This is a genomic window from Streptomyces sp. BL1 (assembly GCF_057628045.1).
Genome location: NZ_JBXYWZ010000002.1, coordinates 6,526,448 through 6,549,205, shown reverse-complemented (window position 1 = coordinate 6,549,205; position 22,758 = coordinate 6,526,448). Strand labels below are relative to the sequence as shown.

Genomic DNA, 22,758 nt, shown 5'->3' with positions numbered 1-22,758 from the left:
GGGCCCGCTAGGGTACGGGGGAACGCATGTGCCACAGGGGGAAGCGGAGTTTCGTGGAGACCGACGGGGACCGGCTGGTGGCCGGAAGGTACCGGCTCACCGAGCGCATCGGCCGCGGCGGCATGGGCACTGTATGGCTCGCCGAGGACGGCCTGCTCGACCGCCTCGTCGCGGTCAAGAAGCTGCGCCTGCCACCGCAGTTGGAGGACGACGAGCGGTCGCGGATGCTGGAGCGCACCCGCCGCGAGGCACGCAGCGCGGCCCGCATCAGCCATCCGAACGTCATCGTCGTGCACGACGTCGTCGAGGACGCCGGGCTGCCGTGCATCGTCATGGAGTACGTGCCGGCCCGTTCGCTGAGCGACGTCATCAAGGAGGACGGTCCGCTCTCCCCGCAGGCCGCGGCCCGTACGGCGCTGGCGATGACCGCCGCGCTGCGCGCCGCGCACGAGGCGGGCGTGCTGCACCGCGACGTGAAACCCGCCAACGTGCTGATGTCCGACGACGGACGGCGCACCGTCCTCACGGACTTCGGCATCGCGGCCGCTTCCGGCACGGCCACACTCACCCGCACCGGTGAGTTCGTCGGCTCCATGGCGTACACCGCGCCGGAGCGTTTCCGCGGCGGCGATTCGAGCCCCTCGACCGACGTGTGGGCGCTGGGCGCCACGCTGTACGAGGCGGTGGAGGGCCGGTCGCCCTTCCAGCGGGACACCTGGGTGGAGACCGCGTACGCCGCGGCGGGCGAGCCCCCGCACCCCATGCGGCGCGCCGGCCGGCTGGCGCCGGTGCTGGAGCGGCTGCTGTCCAAGGATCCCGCCGGCCGTCCCGCGCTGGACGAGGCCGAGCGGCTGCTGCGCCAGTCGGAGGAGCACGGCCCGGACGCGGAGCAGACGGAGCGTCAGCGTCCGCGCCCCGCTCCGCTGGAGACCACGGCCGGCGCCACCGCGGTACGGCACACCCCCGGTCCCGAGCCCGCCCCGCGTCCCGGGTACGAAGCCGACACCCGCTCGGGTGCCGTACCGGAACCGCCGCGCCGCCGCCGGGGCGCCCGCGTGCTGGCCTGGACAGCCGCGGCGCTGATCGTGACCGGCTCGGCAGCGGCCGGCGGCTGGTGGCTGGCCCGCGACGACACGGCACGCGCCGACTCCCCGTCCGCCAACTCCTCGCCGTCGCCGGACGCTTCGGCCTCGCCCCGCCCGGCGACGCCCGCGGGCTATCACCGGGTGAAGGACCCGCTGGGCTTCTCCGTGGACGTCCCCGACGGCTGGAAGCGGCAGCAGAACGCGGCGGGCACCGACGTCGACTTCATCTCCCCGTCCGGCAGGACCGGACTGAAGTTCAGCGTGCTGGACTTCGCGGACACCAGCCCCCTGCGGCACTGGCGCCAACTGGAGCCGGAGGTGCGGAAGTTGTCGCCCGGGTACGAGCGGCTCCGCATGAACTCCACCCGCTACCAGGGCCGGCCCGCCGCGCTGTGGGAGTACAAGTGGCAGGGCAGGGTGCGGGATTACCGCGCGATAGACCTCGGCTGGGGCAAGGCGGGAGAGCGGCAGTACGCCGTCTATCTGTCCGCGCCGGAGGAGGCGTGGGCCGCGTCCAAGCCGTTCTTCGACACGGCCACCGCGTCCTTCCGCGCCACCGGCGACTGAGCCCCGCCACCCGAAGACCGAGCCCCGCCCTCCGACGACTGAGCCCCGCCCTCCGCGGACCGGGCACACCGCCGGGCCGGCACCCGGGTCAGCTCCCCGCGGAGCCCTCCCCGCCGGCGTCGGTCCAGTGCTGCCGGCCCACGCTGATCAGCCGCATCTGACGGCGCGCCGTACGGGCCACGCTCTCCTCGTCGGGCCCCTCCCCCTGTGCCGCCTCCAGGAACGCGGAGGCGGTCATCACCATGTGGTCGACGTACAGTTCGCCGAGCATCCGCATGTCCTCCGCGCTCCACCCCTGTGACGCCTTGTCGGAGGCCAGCGCCTGCACCACCTCGCCCGCGAATCGGTCCAGTTCGACACCGATCGCCGCCCGTACGGCCGGCACCCCGCCGTGCCGCTCGCGCGCGAAGAAGCGGATGTGGGCCGGGTGGTCGCGTACGTACGCGGCGATGCTGCCGACCGACTCGTCTATCCGCTCCCCGTCCTCGCCCCCTTCGGCGAGCACGGCCCGGATCACCGCGTGCAGGCTGCCGAGGGACTCCTCGACGAGGGCCACTCCGAGGTCGCTCATATCGCGGAAGTGCCGGTAGAACGCGGCCGGGGCGATGCCCACGGCGCGGGTGAGCTCGCGCAGTCCGAGGCTGCTCAGGCTCTGGTGCTCCAGCAGTTCGAGGCCCGCGTCCAGCAGGGCACGGCGGGTTCTGGCTTTCTGCGTCTCGCGGAGTGTGGGGGTGCTGCTCATGAACTCCAGTAAACAGTTGTGCACCCGGCCCTCGCAATGGTGTAGCCTCGATCTCAGTGAACAGTTGTCACACCAACTGTTCACTGAGATCCGATCATTGGCCCCATCGGACCGCACTGGGAGACCCCACCGGACCGAGTGGGGGGAAAGGCCAGAAATGATCTTCCTCGTTGCCGCGTTTCTGCTGCTGGGGGTATTCGTGGGCACCGCAGCCCACCTGCCCCTCCCGGCGACCGCCCTCGCGGCCACGGTCATCGGAGCCTGGCTGCTCGTCTTCGCCATCCGCGAGCGCAAGCACCGGCAAGGGAGCTGACCATGAACGCGATGAACACCCTGACCCATCCGGGCACTTCGGACAACCGCGACACGGGTGAGCCGCACGGCAGCGACGCCGTGCGGGAACAGACCCGGACAGAGCGGAAGCCCCGGGGCCTGCGCGACACCGACGGCATGGCCGTCGCCTCGTTCGTGCTCGGCCTCGCCGGCCTGCTGGTCTTCAACCTCGTGCTGGGCCCGTGCGCACTCGTGCTCGGCGGCCTGGCCCTCAGCCGCGGCACCGCACGCCGCGGCCGCGCGCTGCTGGGCATGGCCCTCGGCGCGGCCGACCTGATCGTCCTCGCGGCCGTCGTGACCGCGAGCGGCAGCTCGGTCTGGAGCGTCACCGGCTGACCACGCGTCACCCGGAGCACACAACGGGCGCGGCCGGTCCCCCACTCGGGGAACCGGCCGCGCCCTGTCGTCCGTACGGGAGCCGTACGCGCCGGAACCTGCCCGGCCCGCGGCCCGCGCTCCGGGTCAGCCGCGTACTGCGGCGTCCTCCTTCGGACGCTCCTGCTCACCGGCCGGCACGCCCGCGCCCTCGCGCGGCCGGGGCAGCACCGCGTGCAGCGCCGCGGCGATCAGGATCGTCGCCAGCCAGCCGAGCCCGTTCCGCCCGATCCACGTCGTGGCCAGCGGCCCCGTGAACCAGTCGACCGTCGTGCAGCAGATGCCGAACACCAGCGCCACCGCCCAGGCCGTCATGGCCTGCCAGCAGAAGCCGCCCACGTACCAGTAGCGGCTGGTGCGGCTGGTGTCCATCAGCCCCTCCGGGTCGTACGGCACGTCCATGTGCCGCCGCCGGAACATGTCCACCCCGTACACGCCGACCCAGGCGGAGAAGGACACGGCGAGCAGCGTGAGGAAGGTGATGAAGGAGCCGTAGAAGCTCTTCGCGACGATCATCAGCAGCAGCCCGCCGACCAGGCTGATCACGGCGTTGATACTGACGGCGTACGCACGGCGCAGCTTGACGCCCATCGTCTGCGCGGTGAAGCCGGCGGAGTACATGGAGAGGCTGTTGATCAGCAGCATGCCGACCAGCGCGGTGATCAGGTACGGCACGGAGAGCCACATCGGCAGCGCGTCGCCGAGAAAGGAGACCGGGTCCTTGGCCTCGGCCAGGTCCGGAATGCCCACGGCCATCACGCCGCCCATCATCACCATCGGCACCATGACGAGCCCGGCACCGGAGACGGTGGCCGTGACGATCCGCCCGCCGCGCGCACTGTGCGGCAGATAGCGGGCGAAGTCCGGTCCGGTGGGGATCCAGCTGATGCCGCCGGCCGCGATGGTGCCGATACCGGCGATCATCAGCGCGGTGCTGCCGGCCGGCTTCCCGAAGACCGAGCCCCAGTCCGTCGAGCCGATCAGATAGACCAGCACGAGCACGCTGAACAGCCCGAAGAGGTACGTCGACCACCGGTTGCAGAGGTTGAGCACCTTCCGGCCCATCCCGCTCACCAGGAAGGTGGTGCCGACGAAGGCCAGCAGCGTCACGATGACCAGCGGGGTGCTGCTCTCGATCCCGAACAGCAGCTTGAGCACGGTCAGTACGGCGTACGCGCCGGTGACCGCGTTGATGGTCTCCCAGCCGAAGCGGGCGACCCAGAGGATCATGCCGGGGAAGTAGTTGCCGCGGACGCCGAAGGCGGCCCGCGAGAGCATGGCGCCGGGGGCTCCGCCCCACTTGCCGGAGACGGACAGCACCCCGCAGATCCCGAACGAGATCGACGCGGCGAGCGCGGCGACGATCAGGACCTGCCAGAAGTTCAGCTTGTTGAAGACGACCAGGCCCGCGCCCATCGTCAGCAGCAGCACGCTGATATTGGCGGCGACCCAGGTGGGGAACAGCTCGCGGACCCGGCCGCGGCGTTCCTCGTCGGGCACCGGTTCGATGCCGCGGGTCTCGATGGTTTCGTCCGGCATTGCGGGCGCGTCGGTGGCGTCTGCCATGGAAGGGGCTCCGTGCGGTGGTTACAGGCGCTGAGATGCGTCTTTACGCGACATGGGCATGCCCCTGATCGAGGAGCGAGTGGGACTCTACGCGCGTTGAGGGACGCCCTTCCATCGTACATTGATCCAGTGGCGCCCCTCCCGTTTTTGGAGCTTCGTCCAAGTGCGCAGGGCAGGACCGGTCGGCTCCGCGGAGACGACCGGAACCGCCGTGCGCAGCCCTCTGTTTGCCCCGCGGGCGCCCGGCTACCCGGGGCGCCGTGAGGGACATCGAGATCACCCGGCCGGAGAAGGTCCTCTTCCCCGACGACGGCATCACCAAGGACGAACTCGCCAAGCACTACCGGCGGGTGGCGAGCCGCGCCGTACCCACGCTGCGCGGCCGGCCGCTGATGATGGAGCGGCACCCGGACGGCATCGGCGGCGAACCGCTGATGCAGAAGAACGTGCCCGACTACTTCCCCGACTGGATCCGCACCGCCACCCTCCCCAAGGAGGGCGGCAAGGTGCACCACGTGATCTGCGAGAACGCGGACACCCTGGTGTATCTCGCGGGCCAGGCGTGCATCACGCTGCACCGCTGGCTCTCCCGCGAGGACAAGCCCGAGCACCCCGATGTCCTCGTCTTCGACCTCGACCCGAGCGGCAAGGCCGGCTTCGACGACGTGCGCTACGCGGCACGCTGCGTCGGCGGACTGCTGGAGGAAGTCGAGCTGCCGACCCGGCTGATGACGACCGGCTCGCGCGGACTGCACGTCCTGGCGCCGCTCGACCGCGGCGCCGACTTCGACACGGTCCGGGAATTCGCCCGGCAGGTGTCCACCGTGCTCGTCGAGCGGGAGTCCGACCGGCTGACGGACGAGCCGCGCAAGAACAAGCGCGGCGACCGCGTCTATCTGGACATCCAGCGCAACGCCTACGCGCAGACCGCCGTCTCCCCCTATTCCGTACGCGCGAAGCCGGGCGCTCCCGTCGCCACCCCGGTCTCCTGGGGCGAGCTGGACGACTCCGCTCTCGCCCCGGACCGCTGGACGGTGCGGAACATCGAGGACCGGCTGCGGGAGACCGACCCCTGGGCACGCGCCGACACCCGCGGCCGCTCGGTCCGCGCCGCGCACAAACGGCTGGACACCCGGGTGAAGCGGCGCGGCTGACCCACCGGCCCGCCGCCGGTCAAGGAAGCGGATTCGAGGGGGACTTGGGGCACCCGTGACGGGTGCCTTCCGCTGTGATTCGATGCTCTGTCATGACCATCGAACGGCGGGGAATTCTCAGAGGTGCGGTGGCCGTCTCCACGGCGGGCCTGCTCGGCACGGGGGCCGTGGCGGCATGGACGGCGACGGCGAAGCCGCTTCCGGGCCCGGAGCAGTGGCTGTCGGGCCTGCCCGACAGCACGCGCCTGCAGCAGCTGACGCTCCCGGGCACGCACGACTCCGGGGCGCGGCACGGGGGCCCGTGGACGGAGTGCCAGAACACCTCGCTCGACGCCCAACTGGCAAGCGGCATCCGCTTCCTGGACATCCGCTGCCGCGCCTTCGAGGGCGCGTTCACCATCCACCACGGCGCCTTCTACCAGCACCTCAACTTCGACGACGTACTCCGCTCGTGCCAGGGCTTCCTGCGCGCCCACCCGTCGGAGACGGTGCTGATGCGCGTCAAGCAGGAGTACTCGGACGAGAGCCCGGCACGCTTCCGCGAACTGTTCGACGGTTATCTGGACGGCAAGGGCTGGCGCTCGCTGTTCCACCTCGGCACGGCGCTCCCCGCGTTGGGGACCGCACGCGGCAAGGTGGTACTGCTGGGCGACTCCGACGGCCTGCCCGGTGTGCGCTACGGCAACGCCGAACTCTTCGACATCCAGGACGAGTTCATGGCCCAGCCGGGGCACAAGCTGGAGCTCGTCGAGGCCCAGTTCCGCAACGCCGTGAAGACGCCGGGAAAGCTGTTCACCAACTACGTGAGCACGGCGGCCCTGTGGCCCCCGCACGCCACGTCCGACTGGCTCAACCCGCGGGTGAAGCGGCTGCTGGGCAGCGAGGCCAACCGGGAGTGGCGCGGCCTGGGCATCGTGCCGATGGACTTCCCCAACGAGCACGGCATGGCCGCGGCCCTCATCCGGCACAACGCCGCACTCGCGGCCTGACACGACTCGCGGCCCGACACCGCTCGCGGCCCGGCACACGAACGTCCCGCCCCTCCGGGGGAGGTGAGGGGCGGGACGAGTCCGGTGGACGCCCTGCGGTCAGACGGTGGTGGGCACCATCACGACGGGGCAGTGCGCGTGGTGCAGCACGGCGTGCGCGGTCGGCCCGATACTCATGCTCATGCCGAGCTTGTGCTGACGCCGGCGCGCGGTGAGCACCAGTACGTCCGCCGCGCGGCTCGCCTCGATCAGTGCCCCCGCCGCCGAACCCGGCTGGGCCTCTTCGGACACGCTGACGCCGGGGTGGCTCTTGGCGAACGGGGCGAGCTCCCTGCGCATCTCCGCGCGCGCGGCCTCGGCGCCCTCGGAGTCCTCGTGCGGGGGCCGCTGGAGCACGCCCGGCATCCGCGGCGGCGCCCACGAGTGCAGCACCCGCAGCTTGGCGTCGGCGCGTTCGGCCTCCTCGAAGGCGTACCGCACCGCTTCCTTGTCCTTGTCCGACGCATAGCCGACGAGGACGGTGCCGCGGTGCGCTTCCTGACCCCCGGAGTGGTCGGCGCGCACGACCATCAGCGGCCCCTCGCAGTGTGCGGCGACGCGCAGGCTGACCGAGCCGACCAGCAGCCCGGCGAACCCGCCGTACCCGCGGGTGCCGACGACGGTCAGCGCCGCGGTACGGGTGGCCCGCACCAGCGCGTCGGCCGCCGACACCTGGACCTGGGTGGAGGGCACGATGCGCAGGTCCGGAGCGTACTGCCGGGCACGCTCAGCCGCCTCGTCGACGATCCTCGCCGCCTGCTGGAGCATCCGCTCCTGGTCGGACTCGGTGATGGGAACAGCGGAGCGCTTCGGCCACACCCCGCCGCACAGGATCTGGAGTTCGGTGCCGCGCCGGTGCGCCTCCTGCGCCGCCCTGTCGAGTGCCCGCAGCGACTGCTCGGACCCGTCGACACCGACGACGACGCTGCCCTTTGCGGCCGGGGCCGCGGACTGCTCGTTCATGTCAGCCAACTCTCCTTCGTCTCGCCCGGATCGCCCCGGGTTCCCGTGGGCCTGCCGCTCACTCCTGCTCCCGCCCCGCCGACTGCTCGGGGGTCGCGCCCGCTCCGCCCGAGTGCCGTACGGAGCACACGAGGGAATTGTCCTCGACGTCGGCGACGATGGTGTCCCCTTCGCCCACTTCGTCGCTGAGCAGCAACGACGCGATGCGGTTGTCGAGTTCGGTCTGGATGGTGCGGCGCAGCGGGCGGGCGCCGAACTCCGGCTGGTGCCCGTGCACGATGAGCAGCTTCCTTGCCGCCTCCGTCACCTCCAGGCCGATGTCCTGGGCGCGCAGCCTGCGGACGCTGCGGTCCAGCATCATGTCGAAGATGCTGCCGAGGTCCTTCTCGCCCAGCCCGTGGAAGATGATGATGTCGTCGATCCGGTTGAGGAACTCCGGCAGGAACCGGCCGTGCAGATCCTCCATCAGCTGTCCCCGGATGTCGTCGACGCTGCCCTGGTGGGCGAGGATCCGCTGGGCGCCGATGTTGCTGGTCATGATGACGACGGCGTGCCGGAAGTCGACGGTGCGGCCCCGTGCGTCGGTGAGCCGGCCGTCGTCGAGCACCTGGAGCAGCGAGTTGAAGACGTCCGGGTGCGCCTTCTCGATCTCGTCGAAGAGCAGCACACTGTACGGCTGGCGGCGCACCTTCTCGGTGAGCTGCCCGGCCTCCTCGTGGCCGACATAGCCGGGAGGGGCGCCGACGAGGCGGGAGACGGTGTGCTTCTCCTGGAACTCGCTCATGTCGAAGCGCACGAGGCGGTTCTCGTCGCCGAACAGCAACTCGGCCAGTGCCTTGGCGAGTTCGGTCTTGCCGACGCCGGTCGGGCCGAGGAAGAGGAAGGAGCCGACGGGCCGGTTGTCGTCGCCCATGCCGGCGCGGTTGCGGCGTACGGCCTGGGAGACGGCGGTGACGGCCTCGTCCTGGCCGACGACGCGGCTGTGCAGTTCGGACTCCAGCTTCAGCAGCCGGGCCCGCTCGCTCTCGGTGAGCTGTGCGACGGGGATGCCCGTACGGCGGGAGAGCACGTCGGCGACGTCGTCGACGGTCACCGACATCACGCCCTCGCGACGCTCCTCGACCCCGGCGAGTTCGGCCTCGACCTCGGCGATCTGCTTCTTGATCTCGGAGGCCTTCTCGAAGTCCTCGCGGGAGACGGCCTGTTCCTTCTCGCGGTCGAGCCGTTCGATGCGGTCCTCGCGGGAGACGACCTCGGTGGACCGGCCCAGGGACCGCAGCCGCACCCGGGCGCCGGCGGTGTCCATCAGGTCGATGGCCTTGTCGGGCAGGAAGCGGTCGCTGATGTAGCGGTCGGAGAGCTCGGCGGCGGCGCGCAGCGCCTCGTCGGTGAAGCGGACCTGGTGGTGCGCCTCGTACGAGTCGCGGAGCCCGTCGAGGATCTGCACGGTCTCCTCGACGGTGGGTTCGGGGATCATGACGGGCTGGAAGCGGCGTTCGAGCGCGGCGTCCTTCTCCACGTGCTGCCGGTATTCGTCGAGCGTCGTGGCGCCGATGACGTGCAGTTCGCCGCGGGCGAGCGCGGGCTTGAGGATGTTGCCCGCGTCCATCGAGCCGTCGCCGCCGGACCCGGCGCCGACGACGGTGTGCAGTTCGTCGATGAACAGGATCGTCGAGTCGGTGGCGTTCCTGACCTCGTCGATGACGCTCTTCAGCCGCTCCTCGAACTCGCCGCGGTACTTGGATCCCGCGACGAGTCCGGTGAGGTCGAGGGCGACGACCCTCTTGCCCTCGAGGGTCTGCGGCACCTCCCCGGCGATGACGCGCTGCGCGAGGCCCTCGACGATGGCGGTCTTGCCGACGCCGGGTTCGCCGATGAGCACCGGGTTGTTCTTGGTGCGCCGGGAGAGGATCTCGACGGTCTGCTCGACCTCTTCGGCCCGGCCCACGACGACGTCGAGTTTCCCGGCCTTCGCCTCCTCCGTGAGGTCGCGGCCGTACTCGTCGAGGGTCGGTGTGGCCGAGGCGGAGCCCCCGCCGGCCCCGCCTCCCTGGCCTCCCGTACCGCCCTCGCCGCGGGCCGCGCCGGAGGCGTCGCGGAGCACCCGGTCCGGGTCGGCGCCGAAGGAGTCCAGGGCCCTGCGCGCCGCCGAGCCCGGGTCCTCCAGCAGCGCGGCGAGGATGTGCTCGGGGCCGATGTAGGAGACGCCCGCCGCCTGGGAGTGGGCGTGCGCGGACTTCAGCACCCGTTTGGCGGCGGGGGTGAGACCGGGCTCCGCCGACGGCGTGCCGCTCTCGCCGGGCAGGGCCTTGGCGAGAGCTTCGGCGAACGCGTCGGGGTCGGTGCCCGCCCGGTCCAGCAGGCTGCGGGCCGGCTCCACCTGGGTGCACGCCCAGAGCAGGTGCGCGGTGTCCAGGTCGGGACTGCCGTCCTGCTGGGCCCTGTTGGACGCCTGCGCGATCAGTTCCCTGGACGCGTCGGTCAGCAGGCGTCCGATCGGTACCCGCTGCATCGCGGGCGGCGACGACATGGGGGACATCCCGAAGAACCGGTTGAGCAGGTCGGAGAACGGGTCGGACGCGGAGCCGTACGGGGGCATCGACATGTGGAGACTCTCCGGCGAAGGGCACCCATCGGGGTCGTACGGGCCCACTACACCAGCAGCCGAAATAACCCGCAATTGCTCAGGAAAGGGGCTATTGCGCCTGGAATGCGGGGTGCTGCTCCAGGTTCCGCAGATGCGCGCCGACGTGCGGACCCGGCGCGGCGGACCCTCCCGTACCGGCCCTGCCGCCGGCCGCGCAGTGGGCCCACAGCCGGATGTCGGCGGTGGTCAGGTCGGAGCCGAAGAGGTGGGTACGGGCGCCGAGGCGGGCCTCGGCGAAGGCGAGGGCCTCCTCGGGCCGCAGGTCGAGCAGCTCCTCGAACGCGTCGATGTCCGGGCCCAGCCGGGCCGGACAGAGGTCGGGGGCCACGGGCGGGCGGAAGCGCAGGACGAGGTCCCGGACGATGTCCGGGGTGTGGTTGCTGACGATGCGGCCCGTCCAGTCGTCGCTGAGTACGGGAGCGATGAAGGGGCCGGGGTGCCGGTGCCGGGTCGCCTCGTACAGGCCGTGCAGCGCCGGGTGGCCCCGGCCGTCTCCGGGGGCCGGGGGCAGCGGCACCACGGGGAGGACGGCGGCGAGGCCCAGCAGCCGGTGGACGACGGCGACGGTCGCGGAATCCGGACAGCCGTCGGCGAGATGCAGCCGGTAGCGGTGCGGGGCGGCGGGGAATCCGCTGCCGGGGCTGCGGCCGATCCGGCCGCGCAGGGCCTCGGCGGGGCGGGACGGAGCGGAGGGCAGGGGCAGGGTCGCGGACATGGCTCTCCTCGGGTGCGAACGGGGCTGGAGCACTGGTCGCCGCGGTGCGGCGGACGTCAGTGGCTCGCGCTGCACACCCGGAGCAGGTCGATGTGCCGGCGGCAGGTCAGAAGCCAGCCGCGGCGGACCACCGGGGAGAGGGAGGAGCGGAGGAGAGAAAGGGTGGAGAAGCGGGCCGGACAACCGGCCGCGGGTCCTGCGCCGTTCATGACACCCACCCCCTCACGGGGATTGTGCTGCGGCGCGGAGGGAGGCGTCAACGGCGCATGGGCCGGATCGTCACTGCGGAAGGTCTGTTCACCGCTGACCGCGGCGTGGAATCTCGCCGCGCTGCCAGTCGTCCGCGACATCGCGGAGCCATGCCGGCTTGTCGGCTATCTCCAGCAGCAGGAGGAGCCGCGTGAGCGGATCGTCCCACGTCGTCTCCGCCGGCCCGTCGAGCGCGTCGAACGCTTCGGGGACGGTGGGTCGTTCGGTGCCTTGTGCGGTCACGGGGGCTCCAGGACGCGAGGTGGGAAGGATCACTGACTCCGCTGTCTCGCCTACGAGTTGGGGCCGTTGCTCTGGCGGGGTCATTCTGGCGGATGCGTTCTTACGGATGCAAGCACATCTGCAATTGCATCCGTAAGAACGCGTCACGTGAGAAGGTGGTCAGCCATCGGGGCCGGAACACCCCTGTACGGCCTGCAAGTTGCGGACGGTGACGGAGAGGGCATATGCACATCGACAACGGCGTGGAGGCCACCCGACTGCGCGGCGTGACCTGGCGCAAGAGCGCGCGCAGCAACCCCAACGGGAACTGCGTCGAGCTGGCCGGGCTGCCCGACGGCGGATTCGCCGTGCGCAACTCCCGCCACCCTTCGGGCCCCGCGCTCGTTTACACGGCAGCCGAGATGGCGGCGTTCCTCCAGGGTGCGAAGGACGGCGACTTCGACGATCTCGTGCCCGCGGAGTGAACAGTTGACGGGTAATGACGCCGTACGGCGGTAACTGCGCACATCCCGGCCATACTTGGCGCCACACTTGGCCCTGGCACATGGCCGGGGTATGTGCACTCTGCATGACTGTACGAGCGGCTCGACGGGTGGGACACTGAGCGCCCGACTGGCTACTCAGGGGAGCAAGGGCAGGCGTGATGTCAGCACAGCCGCAGCGCGAATCGGTCAGGCGTTTCCTCGACCACCCGCGGGGCGGGCCGACGATTCTGCGTATCGTGCTCGGTACGCAGCTGAGGCGGCTCCGCGAGGACCGCGGTATCTCGCCCACGGCGGCGGGTGACGCGATCCGCGGCTCGCACGCGAAGATCAGCCGACTGGAGCTCGGCCGGGTCGGCTGCAAGGAGCGGGACGTCGCAGACCTGCTCTCGCTGTACGGAGTGCACGACGAGGACGAGCGCGAGGCCTATCTCGCGCTGGCCAGGCAGTCCGGCACGCCCGGCTGGTGGCAGAAGTACAGCGACGTGATGGCGCCGTGGTTCGACAGGCTCCTGGGCCTGGAAGAGGCCGCGGCCATCATCCGTACGTACGAGGTGCAGTTCGTACCCGGTCTGCTGCAGACCCCCGACTACGCCCGCGCCGTCGTCCAGTTGGGCAACCCGCGCGCCTCCGTGAAGGAGATCGAGCGCCGCGTCAGTCTGCGGATGGAGCGGCAGCACATGCTCACCGCTCCGCACTCCCCCAAGCTGTGGGCGGTCGTTGACGAAGCCGCGCTGAAGCGTCCCCTGGGCACGACGGACGTGATGCGCGGCCAGGTCAGGCATCTGCTGGACATGGCGGAGAACTCCAATGTCACCATCCAGATCGCGCCGTTCGAGCTCGGCGGGCTCGCCGCCGCCGGCGGCCCCGTGACGATCCTGCGGTTCCTGGAGCCGGACCTGCCCGACGTGGTCTACCTGGAGCAGCTCACCAGCTCGCTCTACCTCGAGAAGCGCGAAGAGGTGGAGAACTACATGGTGGTCATGGACCGGCTGTGCGCCACGGCGGAACCGCCGGACAAGTCGGTCAGGTTCCTGAGGTCACTGCTGGAGGACACGCCCGAGCCGGCGTGACCGGCCCGGGCGCCGCCCGCTGTTCCGTTCCGGAAGCTCCGGACCCCGCTCGTCCGGAAGCCGCGGACCCCGCGCGCTCACAGCTCGCGGGGTCCTTTCGTGCGCTCAGCTCTTGCGGGCCACTCCGCCGAACTCCCACCACTCCTCGGTGAGCTGACGGGGGCCCAGGTCGCTCTCACGGTGCCAGTCGTCGATCCAGCCGAGGCCCGGCTCCAGCACGTCCAGCCCCTCGAAGTAGCGGGCGACCTCGAACTCCTCGCGCACCCGGCCCCAGTTGCCGTGGGTGCTCTCGTCCATGAACTCCGTGACCGAGTCCCGGACTTCCTTGTGGGGGCTCACCAGCTGGTTGACGACCACGTAGCTGCCCGACGGGATGCGGTCCAGGACCCGCTCCAGCAGCTCGACGGGGCCGCCGCGGTCCGAGTCGTCGGGGATGCAGTGCATCACGGAGACGAACAGCACCGCGACGGGCTCCGACAGGTCGATGAGCCGCTGGACCTCCGGGTTGCCGAAGATCCCCTCGGTGTCCCGCATGTCGGCCGTGATGACCGTGGTGTTGTCGTTCTCCTGCAGCAGGGCGCGGCCGTGCGCGAGCACGATGGGGTCGTTGTCCACGTAGACGACGCGCGAGGCGGGGTCCACACGCTGCGCGACCTGGTGCACGTTGTCCTGGGTGGGCAGGCCTGACCCGTGGTCGAGGAACTGCCGCACGCCGTGGTCCTCGGCCAGCACGCGCACCACGCGCTGCAGGAACCGGCGGTTGTTCAGCGCGAGCGGCCGGGTGCTGGGCACCACTTTGTCCAACTCGGCGACCGCTGCCCGGTCCACCTCGTAGTTGTCCCTGCCGCCGAGGTAGTAGTCGTACATCCGCGCGACGCTCGGGACATTCATGTCCACCCCTTGCCCCGCCGCGAACTGGGTCTCCCGGTCGTCCCGCATCCGTGCCTCACCGTCTCACCGCGTGTGTTCCGTCGCGCTGAAGCATCCCACGGTCAGGTCACATGAATCCACGTCAAGTGCACTACGGGATAAGGAAATTCGGGCTCACCGGCGCACGCCGCCGGCGCCTCAGGTGGTGCCGCGCAGCTCCGCCCAGACGACCCTGCCCAGCGGTCCGCCGTCCCCCAGCACGCCCCACTGCTCCGCCAGCGCGCTGACCAGGTGCAGTCCGCGGCCGTCGGTGTCGTCCCCGGCGGCCTCGCGGGGCGTGACCTCGCCGCTCCCGCCGCCCTCGTCGGTGACCTCTATGCGCAGCATCTCCCCGTCGGCGTGCAGCCGGCAGCGGACCTGGCCGCTCTCGGTGTGCACCACGGCGTTGGTGAAGAACTCGGAGATCACCAGCTGTGCCGTGTGCCCGAGCTCCTCGGGGAGATTCCAGCGTCTCAGCTGCCCGCACACCCGCTCCCGCGCCTGGGCGACGGCCGAGGCATGCGCGGGGAGCTCAAAGTCCTCCCGGCGCACATCTGGCCCCCGCTCGGGAGCGGGGCCGTGCTCGGACGAGGACGACGAGAACTGAGTCACAGCACTCACTATGCTCGCCGCACATCACACATGGCAAGGCTAGTTCTGCAATTCGCAGAATCGGAGCCGCACTCTGGCCGCCACAATACGTGCATGGCACACTGCTCCCCCGGGAGAGCAGCAGAGGAGGAAGCCGTGGCGGAAAGCCGGTCCGCGCCGACCGTGGGACAGATGGTCCTCGGGCTCCGGCTCCGCGACCTGCGCGAGAAGGCCGGGTGTTCCTTCACGGACGCGGCGCACGCGCTCAGCGTCAACACGACGACGGTGCGGCGCATGGAGAAGGCCGAGGTCGGCCTCAAGCCGCCGTACGTCGAGAAGCTGCTGCGCACCTACGGCGTGCCCGCGCAGGAGGCGGACGCCTTCATGACGCTGGTCGACGAGGCGAACCGGCCCGGCTGGTGGCACAACTTCCGCGACGTACTGCCCCCCTGGTTCAGCCTCTACGTCAGCCTGGAGGGCGAGGCCAGCCTGATCCGCGCGTACGAGCCGCACTGCGTGCCCGGGCTGCTGCAGACCGCCGACTACGCGCGCGCTCTGCTGCGCACCGGCTTCCCCGGCGCGGACAAGCGGGAGCTGGACCGCCGGGTCGCGCTGCGGATGGAGCGCCAGTCGCTGCTGGAACGTTCGAATCCGCCGAAGCTGTGGGCGGTGCTGGACGAACAGGTCCTGCGCCGGCACATCGGCGAGCCGGCGATCATGCGCGGCCAGCTGGACCGGCTCGCCGAGGTGTGCGCGCTGCCCCATGTGACGCTGCAGATCATCCCGTTCACGGCGGGTGCGCATCCCGGCATGTTCGGACCGTTCCAGCTCTTCCGGTTCGACATCCCCGAACTTCCGGACATCGTCTACTCCGAGAGTCTGACGGGTGCCGTCTATCACGACGAACGTCCGGACACAGCGGCCTATCTGGAAGTCCTCGACCGCATGGGGACACAGGCCGCGCCCGCACAGCACACCGAGGCCCTCCTCGGTGAGATCCGCAAGGAGTTCTGAGCACATGGACCAGCACACCGGCCACGTCTACAACGGCATGCCCGCGGCCGAACTCGGCACGGACGGCTGGCGGAAGCCGTGGAGCGGCCCCAACGGCGGCAACTGCGTGGAAGCGCTGCGGCTCGCCGACGGCCGGGTGGCCCTGCGCCAGTCCACCGATCCGGACGGCCCCGCGCTGATCTACACCTCGCGCGAGATCGAGACCTTCATCCACGGGGCCAAGCACGGGGCAGCGGACTTCCTGCTGCACGGGAGCGGCCGATGACGGAGCAGTGCCAGGCGCCGGCGGACATCTCACCGGCCCGTGAGGCGGACCGCGCCAACCGCGACTTCCTGCGGCGCGCGGTCCGCTGGCTGACCGCGGAGGCGGGCGTACGGCAGTTCCTCGGCTTCCGCTCGGGCGCGTCCGCCGAGCCGGATCTGCGGGAGCTCGCCGGCGCCGCCGCGCCCGACGCGCGGGTCGCGTATCTGCGGCGCGAGGTGACCTGCCCGGAGAGCGTCCTGGACGCGCCGGAGCTGAGCGACGCGCTGGACCTCGGGCGGCCCGTCGCGCTGGCGGTCAACGCGCTGTTCCCCTTCGTGCCGGACGGGCGCGACCCGTACGGGATTCTCCGGGAGCTGCTCAACGCGCTGCCCGCGGACAGTTATCTGGTGCTCACCCATGGTGGCCGGGCCGAGGTGGCGCGGTTCTTCGAGGGGCTGGAGCCGGTGGAGCCGGGCATCGTCGTGCCGCAGCACTGGCGGGCGGACGCCGTGCCGCCGCGGCAGCTGGGCGACAGCGACATTCCGGGTTACGCGGGGGTCGCCCGCAAGCCCTGATCCGACGACGGTGTGCACACCTCTTCCCGGTGCGGCTGGGGCTGTTGATACTGAGCGGACTGCTCAGTGACTGGCCCTGCCAGTTGTTCCCCGGAGCGGGCCCCGGAGCGAGAGAGGCGCGTGTCGTCGCATGTACCAGCCGGATCTCTCCCCTGTCGGGGACAGTCTGGGACTGTCCTCCCTCGTGGCGGCGCTGCCGCTGCTGACCCTGTTCGTCCTGCTGGGCGGGCTGCGCTGGAAGGCGCACTGGGCCGGTCTCGCGGCGCTCGGCGTGTCCCTGGCCGTCGCGGTCGCCGCGTACGGGATGCCGGTGGATCTCGCGCTGCTGGCCGGTACGGAGGGTGCCGCCTTCGGGCTCTTCCCGATCATGTGGATCGTGCTGGCCGCGCTCTGGGTGTATCAACTGACCGTCGTCAGCGGCCGGTTCGAGGATCTGCGGCGGGCCTTCAACCTGGTCAGCGACGACCCCCGGGTGCAGGCGCTGATCATCGCGTTCTGCTTCGGCGCGCTGCTGGAGGCGCTGGCCGGCTTCGGCGCGCCCGTCGCCATCACCGGCGTGATGCTGATGGCGCTCGGCTTCTCCCCGGTGCGCGCCGCGGTGACCGTGCTGGTGGCCAACACCGCGCCGGTGGCCTTCGGCGCCATCGCCACTCCCATCATCACCGCAGGCAGCCTCACCAGGATTCCGTACGAGGACATCGGCGCCTACGTGGGCCGGCAGACGCCGCTGCTCGCACTGTTCGTGCCGTTGGTGCTGGTCGCCCTCGTCGACGGGATCCGCGGGATACGGCAGACGTGGCCGGTGGCGCTGGTGTGCGGCGGCGCGTTCGCCGTGGCGCAGTTCGTCAGCTCCAACTACGTGTCGGTGGAGCTCACCGACATCATCGCCTCCCTCGTCGGCCTGGCGGCCGTGGTGCTGTTCCTGCGCGTGTGGCAGCCGCAGGAGAGCGAGCGGGTGCGGGGCGCGCTGCGGGCCGCGGCGGCGGCCGAGGCGGCCGGGTCTTCTGGAGAGACCCCTGCCGGAGGAGCCGCCGGGGCCGGGGCTCCCGCGGGCGGGTCCTCCGCGGGTGCGGCGCCCGAGGGGAGCGTGCGTACGGACTCCGAGGGGGCCCAGCCGGCCGACAGGGCACGGATTCTGATGGCCTTTCTGCCGTACCTCGTCATCATCGCGGTGTTCTCGGTGGCCAAACTGTGGGACCCCGCAAAGGAGTTCCTGGCCGGCACCGACGTCGAGGTGCACTGGCCGGGGCTGGACGGTCAAGTCCGCACGGCCGACGGGGAGATGGCGAGCACGACCGTCTACCTCTTCCCGTGGCTCTCCTCCCCCGGCTCACTCCTGCTGCTCTGCGGGATCGCCGTGGCCGCCGTGTACCGGGTGCGGCCCGTGGCCGCGGTACGCGAATTCGCCGCCACCGTCGTCCAGTTGCGCTGGGCCCTGCTGACGGTCGGCTCCGTACTGGCCCTGGCGTACGTGATGAACCTGTCCGGGCAGACCATCACCATCGGCACGTGGATCGCCGGTACGGGCGCGGCGTTCGCCTTCCTGTCGCCGATCCTCGGCTGGCTGGGCACCGCCGTCACCGGCTCGGACACCTCGGCCAACGCGCTGTTCGCGACCCTCCAGCAGACCGCGGCGGGCAAGGCGGGGCTGGACCCGACGCTGCTGGTCGCCGGCAACACCTCGGGCGGCGTCGTGGGCAAGATGATCAGCCCGCAGAACCTCACCATCGCAGCCGGCGCCGTCGGCCTCCTGGGGCGCGAGGCGGTGCTGTTCCGCAGCGTGTTCAAGTGGAGCGTGCTCCTGCTGCTCGTGGTGTGTGTGCTGGTGTTTCTCCAGTCGCACGTCCTCGCCTGGATGCTGCCCTGACGATTGACAGCGCCGCTGACCACTGCGAGGTTCCAGACACGGAAAGCTCTCGGAAGTCCTCCTGGCCGGCCAGGTGCCCACGGCGGCGCGCCCGCACTTCGCGGACGCAGCGCCGCCATCCGGAACACGCGTTTGGCGAGCAGAGGACGATCCACCATGTCGTCAGCCATCGAAGACCCCACGGCCGGTGCAGGCGAGAGCACCAGCATCCCGCCGGCAGGTGCCGACTTCGGCGAGATCCCCGGCTCCGAGGCCGCCGAGACCGCCGATTTCACGCTCCCCGGGCAACAGAGCTCCGGCCGCCAGGGCCAGCAGAGCCCAGGCCAGCACAGTACGAACCAGCCGTCGGCCGTCCGGCAGACGCGACAGGACGGCAGCCTGGAGGAGCCGGGCGCCGGACACAACGGCACGTTGCAGGGCCTGCCCGGCGACGAACGCGCACTCGCCTCGGAGTCCGAGGCGGCCGCGTACCAGCTCACCTACGGGCGCTACCGCAGCGGCGGCACCACCGGCTATCAGCTGGAGCTGCGCGTCGACACCGACGGGTACCGTCCGCTGCGCAAGCTCAGCGCCGACTTCTTCGCGATCAGCGGCGGGACGACGAGCTACTACGGCTCGTTCGTGGTCAACACCGTGACGATCAGTCAGACCGCGGCGTACACCGTCATCCGCGGCGTCGGCGCGTTCACCTGGGCGGCCAGCTATCCGATCGTCGAGGTCAGCATTCCGCGGCTGGCGGTCACACAGCCGCACGCCGCCGCGACGCTCACGTTCTACAAGTCGGCGACCGAGAAGGGCGCGAGCTATCTGTGCCCCTTCACCTCGCCGTACTACCGCACAGTGACGTGGGAGCAGGACTCGGTCGCCGGCAAGGTGCCGTTCGTGTCGTACAACACCGGTTCCCTGCCGCAGCCTCCCGGCTCCCCCGCCCGCATCCTGACCGTGCCCGGCGCCTTCGCGGAGAACGGTGTGGAGCTCCAGGTCTCCGGTGCGGCCAACGTGCTGGCCGACAACGCCAACGGCTGGACGGACAGCGAGCTGCACGGCGCCATGCAGACCAACTTCAGCCTGTGGAAGGACATTCCGCAGTGGAAGGTGTGGCTGCTGGTCGCCAGCAAGTACGAGGGCCTGGCAGGCGTGCGCGGCATCATGTTCGACTCGAGCGACGCCTACCAGCGGCAGGGCTGCGCGGTCTTCTACGACATGATCGGCGGCAATGACGCGGTACGGCAGCGGTCGGCGCTCCGTACGTACGTGCACGAACTGGGCCACGCCTTCAACCTGTTGCACTCGTGGCAGAAGAACCTGGCCACTCCCCCGGCCCCGCTGGGACCCAACCAGGGCTTCGCCGACCTGTCGTGGATGAACTATCCGCAGAACTACAACCCGGGCGGCGGCGCACCCTCCGGCGAGACGGCGTACTGGGCGAACTTCCCGTTCCAGTTCACCAACAACGAGCTCCAGCACCTGCGGCACGGGTTCTACAAGAACGTGGTCATGGGTGCCAACGCCTTCACCAAGGGCGCGGCGGACATCGACGCCGAGCAGTTCGACGAGCCGGTACGGGACCAGTCCGGGCTGCGGCTGGAGCTGCGCGGCAAGCGGGCCTACGAGTTCGGCGAGCCGCCTGTCATCGAACTCAAGCTGGAGACCACGGATCTGCGGGGCACGCAGACGCACAGCTATCTGCACCCGCACAACGACCTGGTGAGCATCGCGATCCGGCAGCCCTCGGGCCGTACGGTCGTCTTCCGGCCGCTGTTGCGGCGCTGTGTCGACGAGACGCGCAGCGTCCGGCTGGACCGCGGCAAGCCGGCGATCTACACCAGCGCGTACATCGGGTACGGCAAGGAAGGGCACTACTTCCAGCAGCCCGGCACGTACGAACTGCGGGCCATGTACCTGGCCTCCGACGGTTCGCGTGTGGTCTCGCCGGTCATGCGCACCACGGTGCGGCACCCGATGAGCCGTGCGGACGAGCAGCTGGGCGAACTGATGATGGGTGAGGAGCAGGGGCAGCTGTTCACGCTGCTGGGCTCCGACTCGCCGCATCTGAAGGCCGGCAACGACGCGCTGCAGCAGGTCATCGAGCAGCACGGCAAGCACCAGTTCGCGGTGTTCGCGCGGATGGTGAAGGGGCTCAACGCGGAGCACGAGTTCAAGAGCCTGAGCCCGGAGAAGGACGCGCTGGCGGTGCGTCCGGCCGACACGAAGGAGAGTGTCCAGCAGCTGAAGCCGGTCGTCGACGCTTCCATGCAGGGGACGGGCGTGGACAACGTGACGCTGAACATGGTGACGCGCAGGCTGGCGCGCGCCGAGGCGAAGCAGGGCGACCTGGAGCAGGCCACGTCGGTGCTGGACCGGATGGTCGGGCACTTCGAGGAGCAGCGGCTCAACCAGCACGTCGTGGACACCATCCGCGACGAGGCCGAGACGGAGAAGGCCAAGCTGACCACGGAGTACGGCAGCTGACCCGGCACGCCCGGCTGCCCTGAGAGCAGCACGCCGCGCCGGTCCCTCACGGTCTGAGGGACCGGCGCAGCACCTTGCCCAGATGGTTGCGGGGCAGCGGGGTGGTGCGGAACTCGACGATGCGGGGCACCTTGTAGGCCGTCAGATGGCGGGCGCAGTGGGCGAGGAGGCCGGGGACGGTGAGGGTGGCTCCGTCCCGTACGACCACGCACGCCTTGACGGTCTCCCCGCGGTACGGGTCGGGGGCCGCGACGACGGCGGCCTCGGCGACCGCGGGATGCGCCTGGAGCACCTCCTCGATCTCGGAGGGGAAGACGGAGAAGCCGCTGGCGTTGATGACGTCCCGTTTGCGGTCGATGACGGTGACGAAGCCGTCCGGGCCCATGACGGCGATGTCGCCGGTGAGCAGCCAGCCGTCGCGCAGGACGCGCGCGGTGTCGGCGGGGTCGCCCCAGTAGCCGGCGAAGAGCTGCGGGCCGCGTACGGCCAGTTCGCCGGCCTCGCCGCGGGGCAGCGTCCGGGCGGGGTCGTGTTCGTCGACGACACGTACGTCGGTGCCGGGGAGCGGGATGCCGACGGTGCCGGGACGGGCGTTGGCGTTCAGCGGGTTGGCGAGGACGACGGGGGACGCCTCCGTCAGTCCGTACCCCTCGACGAGGTGGCCGCCGGTGGCCGTACGGAACCGGTCGACGGTCTCGGGCGGCAGCCGCATGGCGCCGGACAGACAGCTGCGGAGTGTGCCGAGGGCCTCCAGCTCTTCGGGGGTGCGCTCCAGCAACCGGTCGTAGAGGGGCGGCACTCCGGGCAGCAGGGTGGGTTTCCAGCGGCGCGCGGCGCGCAGCAGCAGCCGGGCGTCGAAGACGGGCAGCAGGACGGTACGGGCGCCGGCGAGCAGTCCGACGTTCAGGCCGAGGGTGAGCCCGTAGATGTGGAACAGCGGCAGCACGCTGATGCCCGTCTCGCGGCCCTCGCGCAAGTCGGGGTACCAGGCGCGCAGTTGGTGGGCGTTGGCGACGAGGCCGCGGTGTGTGAGGACGGCGCCCTTGGGGGTGCCCGTGGTGCCGCCGGTGTACTGCAGGAGGGCGGCGCCGGCCGGGTCGAGGCGCGGGCGGGGCGCGCGGCGCGGCGGGTGCCGGGAGAGCAGCCGCCGGTACTCCTCCGTGTGCGCGCCGGGCGGCAGGCCGGGGTCGAGGCGGGCGCGCAGTGCCCGCGCGCGGGTCAGCGGTGCGCGCAGGAAGAGCCGCAGCCACCACGGGAGTTCGTGTGCGAGGGCTGTGGTGACGACGTGCCGCAGTGCGGTGTCGTCGCGCACGGCGGTGACGGCCGGACAGCCGCCGTCGTGCACCACGGCGACGGTGGCGCCGGAGTCGGCGAGTATGTGGCGCAGTTCGCTCTCCGTGTAGAGCGGGTTGACGGGTACGGCGATGGCTCCGGCGCGCAGAGTGCCGTACAGGGCTGCCACGAACTGCGGGCAGTTCGGCAGGATCAGCGCGACCCTGTCACCGTTCCGCACCCCGAGCGCGTACAGGGCCGCGGCGAATCTGTCGGCGGTGCGGCGCAGTCGGCGGTAGCGGGTGCGGCGGCCGAAGAAGACGAGGGCGGTACGGCGGGGTCTGCGTGCGGCCGCCTCGTCGAGCAGCGCGGTGAGCGGAACGGCGGGTATCCGCAGGTGCCGTGGGACGCCGGGCGCGTAGAAGCGGTGCCAGGGGCGGTCGCTGTCCGTCCGGTACGTCCGTGTCCGCACTCCGCCCTCGTCTCCGCAGGGGATCGGCCTCAGGACGTACCGTGCTCGACTGCGCGCGCCGGCGTCTTGTTCTCCGCGGACAGCCCGGCTGTGCGGATGTGATAAACAGTCACAACTTAA

22 protein-coding genes are annotated in these 22,758 nt (G+C 71.0%); 12 read left to right on the top strand and 10 right to left on the bottom strand.

Features of this window, described 5'->3' with window-relative positions; translation table 11 throughout:
• Positions 1 to 53 precede the first annotated feature (53 nt).
• A complete protein-coding gene (locus AC3AGO_RS28700) occupies positions 54 to 1,652 on the top strand; it encodes a serine/threonine-protein kinase (protein WP_487823144.1) in 1,599 nt (532 codons plus the stop codon).
• Positions 1,653 to 1,740: 88 nt separating this feature from the next.
• On the opposite strand, the gene AC3AGO_RS28695 is transcribed toward AC3AGO_RS28700, so the two are convergent.
• Positions 1,741 to 2,394, bottom strand: coding sequence for a TetR family transcriptional regulator (locus tag AC3AGO_RS28695; RefSeq protein WP_487823143.1), 654 nt, complete (start codon positions 2,392 to 2,394; stop codon positions 1,741 to 1,743).
• Positions 2,395 to 2,551: 157 nt separating this feature from the next.
• Between AC3AGO_RS28695 and AC3AGO_RS28690 the strand changes: the two genes are divergently transcribed.
• The gene (locus AC3AGO_RS28690; protein WP_487823142.1) at positions 2,552 to 2,707 is read left to right on the top strand and encodes a hypothetical protein; all 156 of its coding nucleotides are present in this window, start codon (positions 2,552 to 2,554) and stop codon (positions 2,705 to 2,707) included.
• Positions 2,708 to 2,709: 2 nt separating this feature from the next.
• Positions 2,710 to 3,063, top strand: coding sequence for a DUF4190 domain-containing protein (locus AC3AGO_RS28685; protein WP_487823141.1), 354 nt, complete (start codon positions 2,710 to 2,712; stop codon positions 3,061 to 3,063).
• A 126-nt stretch (positions 3,064 to 3,189) separates the two neighbouring features.
• On the opposite strand, the gene AC3AGO_RS28680 is transcribed toward AC3AGO_RS28685, so the two are convergent.
• Positions 3,190 to 4,668, bottom strand: a complete 1,479-nt coding sequence (locus tag AC3AGO_RS28680; RefSeq protein WP_487823140.1) for a purine-cytosine permease family protein — start codon at positions 4,666 to 4,668, stop codon at positions 3,190 to 3,192.
• Between the two features lie 260 nt (positions 4,669 to 4,928).
• Between AC3AGO_RS28680 and ligD the strand changes: the two genes are divergently transcribed.
• Positions 4,929 to 5,822: a non-homologous end-joining DNA ligase gene (gene ligD, locus AC3AGO_RS28675; protein WP_487823139.1), complete on the top strand. Its 894-nt coding sequence runs from the start codon at positions 4,929 to 4,931 to the stop codon at positions 5,820 to 5,822.
• Positions 5,823 to 5,914: 92 nt separating this feature from the next.
• Positions 5,915 to 6,811, top strand: coding sequence for a phosphatidylinositol-specific phospholipase C (locus tag AC3AGO_RS28670; protein ID WP_487823138.1), 897 nt, complete (start codon positions 5,915 to 5,917; stop codon positions 6,809 to 6,811).
• A gap of 99 nt (positions 6,812 to 6,910) precedes the next feature.
• Here the strand turns inward: AC3AGO_RS28670 and AC3AGO_RS28665 are convergent, their stop codons facing one another.
• From AC3AGO_RS28665 to AC3AGO_RS28645, 5 genes are all read right to left on the bottom strand, one after another.
• Positions 6,911 to 7,813, bottom strand: coding sequence for a universal stress protein (locus AC3AGO_RS28665; protein WP_487823137.1), 903 nt, complete (start codon positions 7,811 to 7,813; stop codon positions 6,911 to 6,913).
• A 58-nt stretch (positions 7,814 to 7,871) separates the two neighbouring features.
• Positions 7,872 to 10,418 (bottom strand): ATP-dependent Clp protease ATP-binding subunit, encoded by a 2,547-nt coding sequence (locus AC3AGO_RS28660; protein WP_487823136.1) that lies wholly within the window; start codon positions 10,416 to 10,418, stop codon positions 7,872 to 7,874.
• A 91-nt stretch (positions 10,419 to 10,509) separates the two neighbouring features.
• On the bottom strand, positions 10,510 to 11,175 hold the full coding sequence (locus AC3AGO_RS28655; RefSeq protein ID WP_487823135.1) for a glutathione S-transferase family protein: 666 nt from the start codon (positions 11,173 to 11,175) through the stop codon (positions 10,510 to 10,512).
• A 56-nt stretch (positions 11,176 to 11,231) separates the two neighbouring features.
• Positions 11,232 to 11,384 carry a hypothetical protein gene (locus AC3AGO_RS28650; RefSeq protein WP_487823134.1) on the bottom strand — a complete coding sequence of 51 codons (153 nt, stop codon included), beginning with the start codon at positions 11,382 to 11,384 and terminating at the stop codon, positions 11,232 to 11,234.
• Positions 11,385 to 11,472: 88 nt separating this feature from the next.
• On the bottom strand, positions 11,473 to 11,667 hold the full coding sequence (locus tag AC3AGO_RS28645; RefSeq protein ID WP_487823133.1) for a hypothetical protein: 195 nt from the start codon (positions 11,665 to 11,667) through the stop codon (positions 11,473 to 11,475).
• A 224-nt stretch (positions 11,668 to 11,891) separates the two neighbouring features.
• On the opposite strand from AC3AGO_RS28645, the gene AC3AGO_RS28640 reads away from it, so the two are divergent.
• Complete coding sequence (locus AC3AGO_RS28640) at positions 11,892 to 12,131, top strand: DUF397 domain-containing protein (RefSeq protein WP_487823132.1); 240 nt, start codon at positions 11,892 to 11,894, stop codon at positions 12,129 to 12,131.
• 179 nt (positions 12,132 to 12,310) lie between these two features.
• A complete protein-coding gene (locus AC3AGO_RS28635) occupies positions 12,311 to 13,222 on the top strand; it encodes a helix-turn-helix domain-containing protein (protein WP_487823131.1) in 912 nt (303 codons plus the stop codon).
• A gap of 105 nt (positions 13,223 to 13,327) precedes the next feature.
• Here AC3AGO_RS28635 and AC3AGO_RS28630 read toward each other — a convergent pair whose 3' ends face one another.
• The gene (locus tag AC3AGO_RS28630) at positions 13,328 to 14,161 is read right to left on the bottom strand and encodes an SAM-dependent methyltransferase (RefSeq protein WP_487823130.1); all 834 of its coding nucleotides are present in this window, start codon (positions 14,159 to 14,161) and stop codon (positions 13,328 to 13,330) included.
• 129 nt (positions 14,162 to 14,290) lie between these two features.
• Positions 14,291 to 14,743 carry an ATP-binding protein gene (locus AC3AGO_RS28625; protein ID WP_487823129.1) on the bottom strand — a complete coding sequence of 151 codons (453 nt, stop codon included), beginning with the start codon at positions 14,741 to 14,743 and terminating at the stop codon, positions 14,291 to 14,293.
• A gap of 135 nt (positions 14,744 to 14,878) precedes the next feature.
• Here AC3AGO_RS28625 and AC3AGO_RS28620 point away from each other — a divergent pair, with 135 nt between their 5' ends.
• The 5 genes from AC3AGO_RS28620 (at position 14,879) to AC3AGO_RS28600 (ending at position 20,894) form a co-directional block, all read left to right on the top strand.
• Positions 14,879 to 15,736 (top strand): helix-turn-helix domain-containing protein, encoded by an 858-nt coding sequence (locus tag AC3AGO_RS28620; RefSeq protein ID WP_487823128.1) that lies wholly within the window; start codon positions 14,879 to 14,881, stop codon positions 15,734 to 15,736.
• Positions 15,737 to 15,740: 4 nt separating this feature from the next.
• Positions 15,741 to 16,001 carry a DUF397 domain-containing protein gene (locus AC3AGO_RS28615; protein WP_487823127.1) on the top strand — a complete coding sequence of 87 codons (261 nt, stop codon included), beginning with the start codon at positions 15,741 to 15,743 and terminating at the stop codon, positions 15,999 to 16,001.
• Entirely contained in the window at positions 15,998 to 16,555 is a 558-nt protein-coding gene (locus tag AC3AGO_RS28610) for an SAM-dependent methyltransferase (protein WP_487823126.1), read from the top strand. Before AC3AGO_RS28615 ends, AC3AGO_RS28610 begins: the two co-directional genes overlap by 4 nt.
• A 130-nt stretch (positions 16,556 to 16,685) precedes the next feature.
• Entirely contained in the window at positions 16,686 to 18,422 is a 1,737-nt protein-coding gene (locus tag AC3AGO_RS28605; RefSeq protein ID WP_487823125.1) for an L-lactate permease, read from the top strand.
• Positions 18,423 to 18,578: 156 nt separating this feature from the next.
• Positions 18,579 to 20,894 carry a hypothetical protein gene (locus tag AC3AGO_RS28600; RefSeq protein WP_487823124.1) on the top strand — a complete coding sequence of 772 codons (2,316 nt, stop codon included), beginning with the start codon at positions 18,579 to 18,581 and terminating at the stop codon, positions 20,892 to 20,894.
• A gap of 46 nt (positions 20,895 to 20,940) precedes the next feature.
• Here the strand turns inward: AC3AGO_RS28600 and AC3AGO_RS28595 are convergent, their stop codons facing one another.
• A complete protein-coding gene (locus AC3AGO_RS28595) occupies positions 20,941 to 22,638 on the bottom strand; it encodes an AMP-binding protein (protein WP_487823123.1) in 1,698 nt (565 codons plus the stop codon).
• Between the last annotated feature and the right edge of the window lie 120 nt (positions 22,639 to 22,758).